At 69.8% G+C, this 13,295-nt stretch carries 13 protein-coding genes; 8 read left to right on the top strand and 5 right to left on the bottom strand.

Translation table 11 applies throughout. The features are described 5' to 3' along the window. Positions 1-55: 55 nt before the first annotated feature. From VGR06_RS03935 to VGR06_RS03925, 3 genes are all read right to left on the bottom strand, one after another. Complete coding sequence (locus VGR06_RS03935) at positions 56-868, bottom strand: alpha/beta hydrolase (protein ID WP_327557553.1); 813 nt, start codon at positions 866-868, stop codon at positions 56-58. 69 nt (positions 869-937) lie between these two features. Continuing rightward, a complete protein-coding gene (locus VGR06_RS03930; RefSeq protein ID WP_327557552.1) occupies positions 938-1,180 on the bottom strand; it encodes a DUF397 domain-containing protein in 243 nt (80 codons plus the stop codon). Beyond that, positions 1,177-2,049 carry a helix-turn-helix transcriptional regulator gene (locus VGR06_RS03925; RefSeq protein WP_327557551.1) on the bottom strand — a complete coding sequence of 291 codons (873 nt, stop codon included), beginning with the start codon at positions 2,047-2,049 and terminating at the stop codon, positions 1,177-1,179. The genes VGR06_RS03930 and VGR06_RS03925 overlap by 4 nt, the downstream gene beginning before the upstream one ends. A gap of 153 nt (positions 2,050-2,202) precedes the next feature. Here VGR06_RS03925 and VGR06_RS03920 point away from each other — a divergent pair, with 153 nt between their 5' ends. The 7 genes from VGR06_RS03920 (at position 2,203) to VGR06_RS03890 (ending at position 10,838) form a co-directional block, all read left to right on the top strand. After that, positions 2,203-2,445 carry a hypothetical protein gene (locus VGR06_RS03920; protein WP_327557550.1) on the top strand — a complete coding sequence of 81 codons (243 nt, stop codon included), beginning with the start codon at positions 2,203-2,205 and terminating at the stop codon, positions 2,443-2,445. 69 nt (positions 2,446-2,514) lie between these two features. Continuing rightward, positions 2,515-2,775 carry a hypothetical protein gene (locus tag VGR06_RS03915; protein ID WP_327557549.1) on the top strand — a complete coding sequence of 87 codons (261 nt, stop codon included), beginning with the start codon at positions 2,515-2,517 and terminating at the stop codon, positions 2,773-2,775. Further along, entirely contained in the window at positions 2,775-5,024 is a 2,250-nt protein-coding gene (locus VGR06_RS03910; RefSeq protein WP_327557548.1) for a TOMM precursor leader peptide-binding protein, read from the top strand. The genes VGR06_RS03915 and VGR06_RS03910 overlap by 1 nt, the downstream gene beginning before the upstream one ends. 15 nt (positions 5,025-5,039) lie before the next feature. Beyond that, positions 5,040-5,450: a TIGR03668 family PPOX class F420-dependent oxidoreductase gene (locus VGR06_RS03905; protein ID WP_327557593.1), complete on the top strand. Its 411-nt coding sequence runs from the start codon at positions 5,040-5,042 to the stop codon at positions 5,448-5,450. Positions 5,451-5,500: 50 nt separating this feature from the next. Continuing rightward, complete coding sequence (locus VGR06_RS03900; protein ID WP_327557547.1) at positions 5,501-6,799, top strand: condensation domain-containing protein; 1,299 nt, start codon at positions 5,501-5,503, stop codon at positions 6,797-6,799. A gap of 104 nt (positions 6,800-6,903) precedes the next feature. Then, positions 6,904-8,202, top strand: a complete 1,299-nt coding sequence (locus tag VGR06_RS03895) for a condensation domain-containing protein (protein WP_327557546.1) — start codon at positions 6,904-6,906, stop codon at positions 8,200-8,202. Between the two features lie 356 nt (positions 8,203-8,558). Then, positions 8,559-10,838, top strand: coding sequence for a M4 family metallopeptidase (locus tag VGR06_RS03890; RefSeq protein ID WP_327557545.1), 2,280 nt, complete (start codon positions 8,559-8,561; stop codon positions 10,836-10,838). A gap of 51 nt (positions 10,839-10,889) precedes the next feature. Here VGR06_RS03890 and VGR06_RS03885 read toward each other — a convergent pair whose 3' ends face one another. Then, the gene (locus VGR06_RS03885; RefSeq protein WP_327557544.1) at positions 10,890-12,308 is read right to left on the bottom strand and encodes an aldehyde dehydrogenase; all 1,419 of its coding nucleotides are present in this window, start codon (positions 12,306-12,308) and stop codon (positions 10,890-10,892) included. Between the two features lie 67 nt (positions 12,309-12,375). Next, on the bottom strand, positions 12,376-12,819 hold the full coding sequence (locus VGR06_RS03880) for a MarR family winged helix-turn-helix transcriptional regulator (protein ID WP_327557543.1): 444 nt from the start codon (positions 12,817-12,819) through the stop codon (positions 12,376-12,378). 86 nt (positions 12,820-12,905) lie between these two features. On the opposite strand from VGR06_RS03880, the gene VGR06_RS03875 reads away from it, so the two are divergent. Continuing rightward, positions 12,906-13,295, top strand: a 390-nt coding sequence (locus tag VGR06_RS03875) for an alcohol dehydrogenase catalytic domain-containing protein (RefSeq protein WP_327557542.1), incomplete at its 3' end; no start/stop codon positions are given.

Here is a 13,295-nt window from a genome sequence, read left to right as displayed (position 1 = left end):
GCCGAAGGTCTCTCCACCGAGAAGGCCACCGGCAGGCGCCGGTCGAGGACGGTGATCAGGTGACTGCCGTCGCCCTGCGGACGAGGCTCAGCATCTCCACGTTGAACACCTCGGGCCGTTGCAGCGGCGCGAAGTGGCTGACGCCGGGGAGGATGGACAGGTCCGCGCCGGGAATTGTCCGCGCGAGGTACTCGGCATGGTCGCGCCTGATGAACTCGTCGTGCTCGCTGTGCGCGATGGTGACGGGCACGCGGATCTGGGCCAGGTCGTGCGCGGTGGAGTTCGGCTCGGTCCGCTGCATCCGGGTGACCGCGTCGACGAAGTCCGCGAATCCGCCGGGCGTGGCCGACAGGCCCACGTAGTCCTTGGCGTGGCGGGCGAAGCAGCGGTCGATGACCGGCGTGGACCGGAACTCCTTGGTGCCGCTGGGATCCATGTTGCAGCCGAAGAAGAATACTCCGCTGACGCGCTCAGGCGCTTGCATCGCAAGGATCATCGCGATGCAGGCACCGTCGCTCCAGCCGACGAACGCGGCCTTGTCCACATCCACGGCATCCATCACGGCCAGGACGTCGGAGGCCATCAGCTCGTAGGTGAACGGCCGCTCGTCGCGCGTGCTGCGGCCGTGGCCACGGCTGTCGACGAGGATGGCGCGACAGCCGGCCCCGATCACCGCCGGCAACTGGTTGCCCCAATTGCCGCTGTGGCCGAGGCCGCCATGCAGCATGACGACCGGCGGACCCGCACCGTAGGTCGTGTACCAGATGCGCGCGCCGTCATGCTCCACATGGCCTTGCCCGGCGGCTGAGGGCAAACCCGGTGCGCCCTGCGCTTCGAATCGTGCGAGCTCGTCATCATGAGGATGCATCGTGGTCGAGACCTCCGTGCTGTCCGGCGTGTGGGCTCTCGGTACCACACTCGTTCTCGACCGGACGGGTCAGTGGCCGTTCCGCAGCATCGCGAGGAATGTCGCGTGCGCGGCCGGATCGACGGTCAGGTGGCCGCCCGCCGGGTTCTTCGAGTCGCGAACGGCCACGATGCGGCCTGGCCAGGCGACCTCGACACAGTCGCCGTCCGTCGCGGACCTGGACGACTTCCGCCACGCCCACGCGACCTCGACACACTCGCCGCTCGTCGCCGACCTGGACGACTTCCGCCAGGCCCACTGTGCTGGGTTCATGCTCTTATCTCCCTTCGCACCTTCTTGATCAATGCCACCGATCGCTTCTCGGACAGCGCCAGCTCCAGCAGCCGCTGCGCCACCGACCGGTACTCGTCGATATCGGGGACGTCATCGCGGTAGCGGCCTCCGATTCGATCTTCCAGGTAAACCACACCGGGATCCCGCTTGATCGGGAAGTCCAGCAAGATGAACGGCCCATGCAGCGCCGGATGCACGCCGACCGAGTGCGGCAGCACCCTGATGGTCACGTTCGGCCGGCCCGCGGCCGACACGAGGTAGTCGAGTTGCTCGGCCAGCACAGCCGGCCCGCCGATCTGGCGGTGCAACGCTGACTCATCGATCACGGCAACCAACTCCAGTTGCGGGTCCGCCCGGTCGAGCGCCGACCGGCGACGCATCCGCAAATCAAGCGTTGTCGTTATTTGCCCCTCGGACAACCCCCGATCGTGGCCGCGCAGCAGAGCCTTGGCATAGGGCCGGCACTGCAAGATACCCATGACAGTCATCGCGCCGTAGGAGAAGATCTTGGACGCGCCCTGTTCCAAACCCAGATACATGTCGAAGTTCTCGGGCAGGTTGACGTTGTCCAGGTCGAAGGCCGGTCCGGGCGATGCGGTGTGCAGCATCAGGTCGCGGAACTGATCGAACAGCTCGGGGTGGCCGTAGAGATCCAGGAGAAGGCGGACATCTCCCAGTTTCGGCATCCGGTCGCCCTTCTCGAACTTCGCGATCACCGATTGGGGTGAACGTGAACCGATGTATTCGCCGGCCTTGGTCTGATTGATGTCACCCTTCTCCTCGCGGAGCCGGCGCAGTTCGAGGGCCACGTAGCGGCGGATCACGGTTGGCGTGGTTGAGACAGGCATACTCTCCGTCCCTGCTGGGGAGTCAGATTCATTCTTTCGGGTACAGGTGCTGCCACGATGCCGGATGTACTTTATTCCTCATGGCATGATGACGGCCGCCAGATACTCCTCATCATGCCCCACCCCGGCTTCGGACCAATTAGGAGGGTCACCGTGCAAACGCATGTCAGGACGGATCCAGCACTGGTGTACGCGACCATCGGTGTGCATACGGACGTGGAGATCACGCTGTCGATGGAACGCGATGGCGGGCTGGGGGCGGCGATCCACTTCGGACGCACCGGCCCAGACGTGATCATGGACTTCGCCGACGTGGACAGCCTGGAACGGTTGGCGGTCGTCGCGGCTGACGGAGCGCGGCAGCTTCGGGACCGGATCGCCCTGGATGACCAGTGAGGAGTGGTGTTGACGGGAACGCCGCGCACTGGCAGGTTGGCAATGCTCGGCGACCGATCGGGAGGACTGATGGACCAGTTCGACGCCACGCTGGCGGCGGCCTTCGACCTTGATCCGGCTCGGCTGCCCAGCGTCACGACGAGTCTCGTCATCGATGACTTCGAGAGCCTGACGGCTTCGTTCTGCACGTCGACCTTCTGCAGCGACGGCAACGGCCACCCGTGCTTCAGCCCCGACCCGCACGACACCGACAGGGCGGCCTTCAGTGCCTGCTTCGGCGACGGGAGCGTCAGCCCCTGCTTCGCGCCGCCGGACCGGCTCGAGAGCTGATGGTCGCCGGCGGCCCCGGCGATCGGCTCATCGGATTCCGACGGCACCTCCGCGTGGAAGTGGTGCCGGGTGACGCGGTCTACGTCTTCTCCGAAGACTCGGTGACCGCACTGCGGGGCCCGTACATCGAGTACCTCGCACCGCTCCTGGACGGCAGCCGTGATCTCGCGACGCTGCGGCGGGAGCTGCCGCCCGGCGCGAACCCCGAGCAGGTCGCGGCTGATCTCGCCAAGCTTGGCCGCCGCGGTCTGGTCGCGCTGCGCGCACCGGCCGGGCCGGACACCGATCCGCTGGCCCTCGCCTACCAGGATGCCTGCGGGGTGGCGCCCGGCGAGGCCGAGCCCGGCCGGATCGCCCTGATCACCGCCGGGGTCGAGCCCGGCCCCGCACTGGACGCGCTGCGGGCCGCGGGCCTCAAGGCGGAGCCGGGCACCGGTCCCGCCGACCTGTCCGTCGTGCTGTGCGACGACTATCTGGCGGATGATCTCGCCGGCATCGACGCGGAGCACCGCGCGGCGGGCCGGCCCTGGCTGCTGGCGCGGCCGGCCGGCCCGCGGGTGTGGCTCGGGCCGGTGTTCACCCCCGGAGACGGCCCGTGCTGGCACTGCCTGGCCACCCGGTTGCGGGCCAACCGCCCGGTCGAGGCGCACGTGCGGACCGCGCTCGGGTTGCCCCGCCCGGTGGCCGGGGCGCCGGCGACCGTTCCGGCGCTGACCGCGGTGGCGCTGAACCTGGTCGCGCTGGACGCCGGCAACTGGCTGGCCGGCCACCGCCATCCCGGGCAGCGCCACGTATGGATCTTCGACAGCCGCGACCTGACCGGCCGGCACCACGAGATCCGGGCGCGCCCGCAGTGCGCCTCGTGCGGCGACAGCTCGATCATGCGCCGGCAGGCGCGCCGGCCGGTGGTGCTCGGCAGCCGGCCGAAGGCGCACACCACCGGCGGCGGGCACCGGGCCGTGCCGCCGGAGCGGATCCTGGACACCTACCGGCACCTGGTCAGCCCGGTGACCGGTGTGGTGAAGGAGATCCGGCGGGACACCCGCGGTCCGGTGTTCCTGAACGCCTTCCGCTCCGGCCCGAACCTCGCGCTCGGCGCCCGGGGTGCGGAGCACCTGCGCGGAGCCCTTCGGCAGGAGAACGGCGGCAAGGGGGTCACGCCGGTCGACGCCGAGGTGAGCGCGCTGGCCGAAGGCCTGGAACGGCACAGCGCATGGTTCGAGGGCGACGAGGAACGCGTGCGGGCCAGCTTCGACGAGCTCGGCAGCGCCGCCGTCCACCCGGACACCTGCCAGCTGTTCCACCCGCGCCAGTACCCGGACCGGGCCCGGTGGAACGCCGCGCACGCGGCCTTCCAGTACGTGTGCGATCCGTTCGACAGCAAGGCGGTGCTGGACTGGACGCCGGTCTGGTCGCTCACCGGAGAGCGGGAACGCCTGCTGCCCACCGGGTTGCTGTACTTCGGCGGGCCCGCCGGCCACGGTCCGGTGTACGTGCGCGCCGACTCGAACGGCAACGCGGCCGGCGCCACCCTGGAAGACGCCGTGCTGCAGGGAATGCTCGAGCTCGTGGAGCGCGATGCGGTGGCGATCTGGTGGTACAACCGGACCCGGGCGCCGGGCGTGGCGCTGGACGCGTTCGGCGATCCCTGGCTCACCGAGCTCCAGGACGTCTACGCCGGCCTTGCCCGCGAGGTCTGGGTGCTGGACGTGACCTCCGACCTCGGCGTACCGGTGATGGTCGCGGTGTCCCGCCGGACCGGCGGGCCGCGGGAGGACATCATCTTCGGCTTCGGCGCGCACCTCGACCCGGCGACGGCGCTGCGCCGCGCGCTGACCGAGCTGAACCAGCTGCTGCCCGCCATGCTCACCGAGGAGTCCACTTCGGACGATCCGGACGCGCGACGCTGGTGGGCGCACGCCACCGTGGCGAAGGCGCTGTACCTGGTTCCGGATCCCTCGGTGCCGCAACGTGAACCCGCGGACTACGGGTACGCCTTCACGGCCGATATCGCCGAGGACACCGCGTCGGTGCGCGCCCGGCTCGAGGCGGCCGGACTCGAGGTGCTGGTGCTCGACCAGACCCGCCCGGACATCGGCCTGCCGGTGGTGAAGGTCATCGTGCCCGGGCTGCGCGGCTTCTGGGCGCGTTTCGCCCCGGGCCGGCTCTACGACGTGCCGGTCCGGCTCGGCCGGCTGGCCACGCCCACCGGGTACGAGGATCTCAACCCGATGCCGCTGTTCCTCTAGCCTCATCCGGTGGACGTGGACAAGGAGCAGGCGCGGGCGCGGTTCAGCGCGGCGAGGGTGGCGCGGCTGGGCACCGTGGGGCGCGATGGCCGGCCGCACCTGGTGCCGGTCACCTTCGCCGTGCGCGGCGACGTGGTGTTCACGGCTGTGGACCACAAACCCAAGCGCACCAACGATCTTCGGCGGTTGCGGAACATCCGGGAGCGGCCGGAGGTGTGCCTGCTCGCGGACCACTACGAGGAGGACTGGTCGCGGCTGTGGTGGGTGCGGGCCGATGGTCTCGCCGAGGTGCTGCCCGAGGATGAACAGGACGAACCGCTCAGGGCATTGGCCGCCAAGTATGCGCAGTACTCCGAACAGCCGCCGGAGGGTCCGGTGGTCCGGATCGAGGTGTTCGTTTGGCGGGGCTGGACGGGCGAGCGGTAAATCAGCCATGTCCCTTGTGCGGCAGGGAAAGCGCGGACATATTCGGTTGGGTGCGAATCCTTGTGCCGTTCGAGGGTGACGGCTCCGGTTCCAGTGAGCTTTCCTGGGGCCAGCTGGAGATGTGGCAGACCATGTGCCGGCACCGGTCGTCGTTGGGGATCGGCGGCGTCCTGCCCCTGGACGGCGGCGCGACCGTCGAGGATGTCGCGGACATGGTGCGGTTCATGATGAGCCGCCACCAGTCGCTGCGCACCCGGCTGCGGTTCGACGCCGCAGACCAGCCCCGGCAGGTGGTCAGCAGCGCGGGCGAGATCCCGCTCGAGATCATCGACACCGACGAGGATCCGGCCGGGTTCGCCGCGGCGCTGTGGACCCGGTACCACGACGTGGTGTTCGACTACGTCCACGAATGGCCGATGCGCGCGGCCGTCGTCCGGCACCGCGGCCAGCCCACCCATGCCGTGTTTGTCTGCACCCACCTGGCCACCGACGGGTTCGGGCTGAACGTGCTTCGAGCCGAACTGTCTACAATGGATAGAGCCAGCCCGGTGACCGCGACCCAGCCGCTGGAACAGGCCCGCTGGCAACGGAGTCCGGCCGGGCGGCGGCAGAGCGACGCGGCGCTGGCGTACTGGGAGACGGTGCTGCGGACCATCCCGCCCGGCCGGTTCCGCGGCTCGGACCGGTGGCACGAGCCGACCCTCCAGGAGGTCAACTTCTCCTCGCCCGCGGCACATCTGGCCACCCTCGCGATCGCCGCACGCACCACGGCCAACACCTCGTCGGTGCTGCTCGCCGCGTTCGCGGTGGCGCTGGCCACGGTGACCGGCGTCAACCCGGTGGTCACGCAGGTGGTGGTGAGCAACCGCTTCCGGCCCGGCCTCGCCGGCTCGGTCAGCACGGTCAGCCACCCGGGCCTGTGCGTGATCGACGTCGCGGGCGTCCCGTTCGACGAGGCCGTCGTCCGGGTCTGGCGGGCGTTGCTGCGGGCGAACAAGAACGCCTACTTCGACCCGGCCGGCAAGCAGGCGCTGATCGAGCGCGTCGAACGGGAGCGCGGCGAGCCGGTCGACCTCTCCTGCTTCTACAACGACCGGCGGGTGCGCCACCGCGAGGAGCCGAACGGGCACATCCCCGGCGCACCGGAGATCAGCGCCGCCCGCGGCCGGACCACGCTGCGCTGGGTGCGCCCGATCGACGGGTCGAGCGAGCGGTTCTTCTTCCACATCAACGATGTGCCGGGCACCGTGGACATCCGGCTGTCGGTGGACACCCGGTACGTGTCGCCGGCCGACACCGAGGCGTTCCTGCACGGCATGGAGTCCGCGCTGGTCAGCGCCGTCGCTTGAGGGAGGCAACGGATCGAGGTGCCCGCCTGACGCGGTTTGGGCAGGAACGCGGTAAATCGGCCACATCCCTTGTGCGTCAGGGAAAGCGTGACATATTCGGTTGGGTGCAGATCCTGGTTGGGTTCGAGGGGGACGGCTCGGGTTCCGGTGAGCTGTCCTGGGGACAACGTGAGATGTGGCCGGCCATGCGGCGGAACCGGTCGTCGCTGGGGATCGGTGGCGTGGTGCCGCTACCGGAGGGGGCGACCGTCGAGGACGTCGCGGCGATGGTGCGGTTCATGATCAGTCGTCATCCCTCGCTGCGGACCAGGTTGGAGTTCGGCGCCGGAGACCAGCCTCGGCAGGTGGTCAGCAGCGCGGGCGAGTTCCCGTTGGAGATCGTGGACACCGATGGGGACCCGGGCGGGGTGGCTGAGGCGTTGTGGACCCGCTACTACGACGTGGAGTTCGACTACGTCAACGAGTGGCCGGTGCGGATGGCCGCGGTCCGGCACGGGGGCCGGCCCACGCACCTGGTGTCGCTGTGCAGCCATCTGGCGAGCGACGGGTTCGGGCTGGCCGTGCTGAAGGCCGAGCTGTCCACAATGGACCGAGCGGGACCGGTCACCGGGATGCCGCCGCTGGAGCAGGCCCGATGGCAGCGGTCGCCGGCCGGGCGGCGGCAGAGCGAGGCGGCCCTGCGGTACTGGGAGAACGCGCTGCGCACGATCCCGGCCCGGCGGTTCCCCGGGCCGACCGACGCACACGTGCCTCCCTTCTGGGAGGTCTGGTTCTCCTCCCCGGCGGCGCACCTGGCCGCGCTCGCGGTCGCGGCCCGCAACGCCGTCACCACCTCGGCGGTGCTGCTCGCCGCGTTCGCGGTGGCGCAGGCCAAGGTCATCGGCATCAACCCGGTCGTCACGCAAAGCGTTGTGAGCAACCGGTTCCGGCCCGGCCTCGCGGACAGTGTCAGCACGGTCAGCCACCCGGGGTTGTGCGTCGTCGACGCCGACGCGAGCTTCGACGAGGTCGTCGCCCGGGCCTGGCGGGCATCCCTGCGCGCGACCAAGAACGCGTACTCCGACCCGGTCGCCAGGCAGGAGCTGATCAACCGCGTCCAAGCCGAGCGGGGCGAGCGGATCGAACTGTCGTGCTACTACAACGACCGCCGGGTACAGCGCGATGACCAGACCCGGCCGGCACCGACCGCGGAGCAGGTGCGGGCGGCGGGCCGGACCACACTGCGCCATGTGCCGCCGGTCAACCAGACCGGCGAACGGTTCTTCCTCCACATCAACAACGTGCCGGCCACAGTGGACATCCGCCTGCGCGTGGACACCCGGCACGTCTCCCCCGCCAACGCCGAAGCCGTGCTGCGCGGCATGGAGGCGGCCGTCACCGGCGCGGCCACGACATCTCGTTGACCTTTCAGTGGCATTTTCTGACCAATGTGAGACCGCCTTCAGAAATGGCGATGGAAAGCGCCTGCCAGAACGGGTTCCACACCGTCAGTCCGCCGCACTCGCCCAGTGATGGAACATGGTTATCCTTGCCAATAACGCCGGTACGCTCGGTGACCGGGGGCGCCCCGGTTTGCCCGGTTTGCGCTCGTTAACACGGCAACCCCCTAGCCGCTCCGTATCTGTTAATACGTTGACGGTCGGCCACTCTTGTGCCACGGACTGCGAGCGACCATCCTTGTTCCGCTCAACCTCTATCCGTATGCGATCCCAGCGAGGGCAATTCTGGGGTCGCGTTCGCCCTGCGAGGAGATCGATAAATGACACGCAGACGCGTTGTCGTCTTAGCCGCGGCGGGCGCGCTGATCGCCGCCACCGTGGCCGCCACCACCGCACAGGCACAACCCCAGGGTGGCGCCAGCATCGACGCCGCGACGCTGGCGGCCGACGCGGCGAGCAGCCTGGTCGCCAACCATTCCGCCGAGCTGCACGCCAGCACCGACGACTCCTTCACCCAGCACAGGGTGATCTCGTCCCACGGCCTGCAGTACGTCTCCTACGACCGCAGCTACAAGGGCCTTCCGGTGGTCGGCGGCGACTTCGTCGTGGTCACCAACGCGGCCGGCCAGGTGCTGAGCACCTCGGTCGCCCAGGACCAGACCATCAACCTGGCCAGCACCACCCCGTCGGTCAGCAAGGACAAGGCCGAGTCCGTGGCCCGCGGCCAGCTGTCCACCGTGGACCGGGTGGAGAGCACGCGGCTGGCCGTCTTCGCACTCGGCAGCCCGAAGCTGGCCTGGGAGACCACGGTCGCCGGCAGCAACGCCGAGGGCCCGAGCCGGCTCACCGTCGCGGTCGACGCCGCCACCGGCGCCGTGCTGCACACCCAGGAACACGTGATGCACGGCACCGGCACGTCCGGCTACAACGGCCCCAACCCGATCACCGTCAGCACCACCCAGTCCGGCAGCACGTTCCTGTTGCGCGACCCGGCACACCCCACGGTCCAGGCGCAGAACGCGACCGGCAACGCCACCTTCAGCGGTGCGGACGACGTGTGGGGCAACGGAAACACCACCGACCGCGAGACCGAGGGCCTGGACGCGCTGTTCGCCGCCGAGACCGAGGAGCAGATGCTCTCGCAGTGGTTGGGCCGCAACAGCTTCGACGGCAACGGCAGCGGCTGGCCGATCCGGATCGGCCTGAACGACCTGAACGCCTTCTACGACGGCACCCAGGTCCAGATCGGGCACAACCAGCAGAACCAGAGGATCAGCTCGATCGACGTCGTGGCGCACGAGCTCGGCCACGGCATCGACGACCACACCCCGGGCGGCATCTCCGGCGGCGGCACCCAGGAGTTCGTGGCCGACGTGTTCGGCGCGACCACCGAGGGCTTCGCCAACGAGCCTTCGCCGTTCGACGTGCCGGACTTCCTGGTGGGCGAGGAGATCAACCTGGTCGGCCAGGGCCCGATCCGCAACATGTTCAACCCGGCGGCGCTCGGCGACCCGAACTGCTGGTCCACCGCGATCCCGAGCACCGAGGTGCACGCCGCGGCCGGGCCCGGCAACCACTGGTACTACCTGCTGGTCAACGGCAGCAACCCGACCAACGGCCAACCGGCCAGCACGACGTGCAACGGCTCCACGATCACCGGCATCGGCCTGCAGACCGCCATGACGATCTTCTACAACGCCATGTTGATGAAGACCACCGGCAGCTCGTACCTGCGCTACCGGACCTGGACGCTGCAGGCGGCCAAGAACCTGACCCCGGGCAACTGCGCCAACTTCAACGTGGTGAAGGCCGCGTGGGACGCGGTGAGCGTGCCGGCCCAGACCGCCGACCCGACCTGCACCGTCGGCGGCGCACCGGTCGTCACCAACCCGGGCAACCGGACCAGCACCGTCGGCGTGGCCACCAGCCTGCAGATGACCGCCAGCGGCGGCACCGGCGCGCTGACCTGGTCGGCCACCGGGCTGCCCACCGGCCTCGCGATCAGCGCCGGCACCGGCCTGATCTCCGGCACGCCGAGCACCGCGGGCACGTTCACCGTGACCGTGACCGCTACGGACAGCGCCAGCCCGCCGCAGAGCGGTTCGACCACGTTCACCTGGACGATCGTCCCGCCGGGCAGCTGCTCGAGCCCCGGCCAGAAGATCGGCAACCCGGGCTTCGAGGTCGGTTCGGCGCCATGGACGGCGACGGCCAACGTGATCGGTGCGTTCGCCGGGCAGGTGCCGCACAGCGGCACCCGGTTCGCCTGGATGGACGGCTACGGCACCACGCACACCGACACGCTGTCTCAGTCGGTGACCCTGCCGGCCGGTTGCACCAACTACACCCTGACGTTCTGGTTGCACATCGACTCCTCGGAGACGACCACCACCACCCAGTTCGACAGGCTGACCGTCCGGATGGGCTCGACGACCATCGCCACGTTCTCCAACCTGAACAAGGCGGCGGGCTACCAGCTGCGGACGTTCAACGTGGCCGCGTTCGCCGGCCAGACCGTGACGCTCGGATTCACCGGCACCGAGGACATCTCGCTGCAGACGTCCTTCGTGGTCGATGACTTCGCGCTGAACGTGAGCTAGTTCGTGCCATGAATGACCCATTCAGTGCGCCTGGCGCACTGAATGGGTCATTCAGTGCCTTGTCACCGTGTTCTTGACGTCGCAGAAGAAGTCGAAGCTCCAGGTGCCGCCCTCGCGGCCGATGCCGGACTCCTTGACGCCGCCGAACGGGGCGCGCAGGTCCCGCACGTAGAAGCAGTTCACCCAGACCGTGCCGGCCGCCAGGGCGCCGCTGACCCGCCGGGCCTGGTCCCGGTCGCCGGTGAGCACCACCGCGCACAGCCCGAACCGGGTGCCGTTGGCCATCGCCACGGCCTGCTCCTCGGTGTCGAACGTCTGCAGGGTGAGCACCGGCCCGAAGACCTCCTCGGTGAGGATCTCCGCGCCCTCCGCCATGCCGGTGAGCAGCGTCGGCTGGTAGTACAGCCCGCCGAGATCCGCGTTCGGGCCGCCGCCGAGCAAGGCCGTCGCACCTCCGGCGAGCGAACGCAGCACGAATCCGTCCACCCGGGCGAAGTGCTCGGGGTGGATCTGCGGGCCGACATCGGTCTGCTCGTCACGGGGATCGCCCTGCCGCAGTTCGGCTCCGCGGGCCACGAACCGCTCGGTGAACTCGTCCGCGATCGCCGCGTCGACCAGCACCCGGCTCGCGGCCAGGCAGAACTGGCCGGCGTTGGCGTACTGGCCGACCGCGATGTCGACGGCCAGGTCGAGGTCGGCGTCGGCGAACACCAGCAGCGGGGACTTCCCGCCCAGCTCCAGCCTGACCGGCGTGAGGTTGGCCCCGGCCGCCGCCGCGACCAGCCGGCCGGTGGCCACCGACCCGGTGAAGCTGATCCGGTCCAGGTCGGGATGCTCGACCAGCAGCGCGCCGACCTCGTCGCCGTAGCCCTGCAGCACGTTGAGCACACCGTCCGGCAGGCCCGCCTCGGCGGCGATGTCGGCCAGCAGCGACGCGGTGAGCGGGGACCACTCCGCGGGTTTGAGCACCACGGAGTTGCCGGCCGCCAGCGCCGGCGCGACCTTCCAGGACGCCAGCATCAGCGGCGCGTTCCACGGGGTGATCAGCGCGCACACCCCGGCCGGCTCCCAGGTCACGTGGTTTTCATGCCCATCGGTATGGAAATCCGGATGGCCGAGGGAATTGGTCAGCCAATCGGCGAAGAACCGGAAATTGCGTACCACCCTGGGCATCATCGTGCCGCGATTCCACCGGACCACCGAGCCGCTGTCGGCGGCCTCCAGCGCGGCGAGCTCGTCGATCCGCCGCTCCACACCGTCCGCGACGGCGTGCAGCACCCGGGCCCGCTCGGCCCGGGATGTGCCGGCCCAGCAGGGAAAAGCCGCCCGAGCGGCGGCCACCGCGGCGTCCACCTCGATCGCCCCGCCGCGGGCGATGTCGGCGATCACCGTGCCGTCAATCGGAGAGAGATCCGGGAAGGTCGCCGGTGAGTCGACCCGCTTGCCGCCGATCCAATGTTTGGAATCCACGTTTCTGGTGTCCACAGCAACCAAGGCGCGCCTCCCAGGTCGTTTGAGCCCAAACAACCTAGCAGGTTCAGCTCTCGGCCGAGTTCACCAGTTTTCCGAGCAGGTCGGCCAGATTGCGGCAGTCGGCGGCGGCCAGGCGCCGGGTCACCAGATCCTCCGCCGCGGTGAACTCCGGGCCCAGCCGGGACATCAGGCGCTCGCCGGACGGGGTCAGGGAGAGCAGGACCAGCCGGCGGTCGGTGGCGTGCCGGGTGCGCCGGACCAGGTCGCGGGCCTCGAGCGTCTTCACCACACCGGTGAGCGTGCCCTTGCTGATCCCGGCCTCGGCGGCGACGTGCCGGGTCTCCATCTCACCCCAGATCCACACCACCCGGAGCACGGTGAACGCGGTCCAGGTCAGATCCGGCTCGCGCAGCACGGTGTTCTCCAGGTGCAGCCGGACCGCGGCGGCGGCCCGGTGCAGATTGGCGACGGCTCGCATCCGCACCTGGTGCGTGTGGTTGCCGGTCACACCCCGCAGGGTAACCATTTGGGCCCAAACAGATGGACCCGCCGATCGTCGGGAACAAGCCGCCGGCGCACCGGCTTGGAACGGATATGCGAGCGATCATCTACGCGAAGGACGGCGGTTTCGAGCTGATCGAGCGGCCGGTGCCCGAACCGGGTCCGGGCGAGGTGCGGGTGCGGGTCGTGGTGTCCGGGGTCAACCCGACGGACTGGAAGGCCCACCGCCGCACGGCGGAGCCGGACGGGGAGATCGTGCCCAACCAGGACGGCGCCGGCGTGGTCGACGCGATCGGCCCGGGGGCCGGCGGGTTGTCCGTGGGCCAGCGGGTATGGCTGTGGGAGGCGGCCTGGCAACGCACCGACGGGACGGCACAGGAGTACGTGACGGTACCCGCCCGGCAGGCAGTACCCCTCCCCGAAGAGGCGCCCTTCGAGCTGGGCGCCAGCCTCGGCATCCCGGCGCTGACCGCACACCGCTGC

It is taken from the genome of Actinophytocola sp. (assembly GCF_036002505.1).
GTDB lineage: Bacteria > Actinomycetota > Actinomycetes > Mycobacteriales > Pseudonocardiaceae > DASYTH01.
This window is presented reverse-complemented; position numbering and strand designations above follow the sequence as displayed.

Coding starts and splice junctions, on each gene's coding strand:
- VGR06_RS03925 (WP_327557551.1), bottom strand. CDS start 2,049: ATGCCTGTCTCAACCACGCCAACCGTGATCCGCCGCTACGTGGCCCTC.
- VGR06_RS03910 (WP_327557548.1), top strand. CDS start 2,775: ATGGTCGCCGGCGGCCCCGGCGATCGGCTCATCGGATTCCGACGGCAC.
- VGR06_RS03890 (WP_327557545.1), top strand. CDS start 8,559: ATGACACGCAGACGCGTTGTCGTCTTAGCCGCGGCGGGCGCGCTGATC.
- VGR06_RS03930 (WP_327557552.1), bottom strand. CDS start 1,180: ATGAACCCAGCACAGTGGGCCTGGCGGAAGTCGTCCAGGTCGGCGACG.
- VGR06_RS03915 (WP_327557549.1), top strand. CDS start 2,515: ATGGACCAGTTCGACGCCACGCTGGCGGCGGCCTTCGACCTTGATCCG.
- VGR06_RS03935 (WP_327557553.1), bottom strand. CDS start 868: ATGCATCCTCATGATGACGAGCTCGCACGATTCGAAGCGCAGGGCGCA.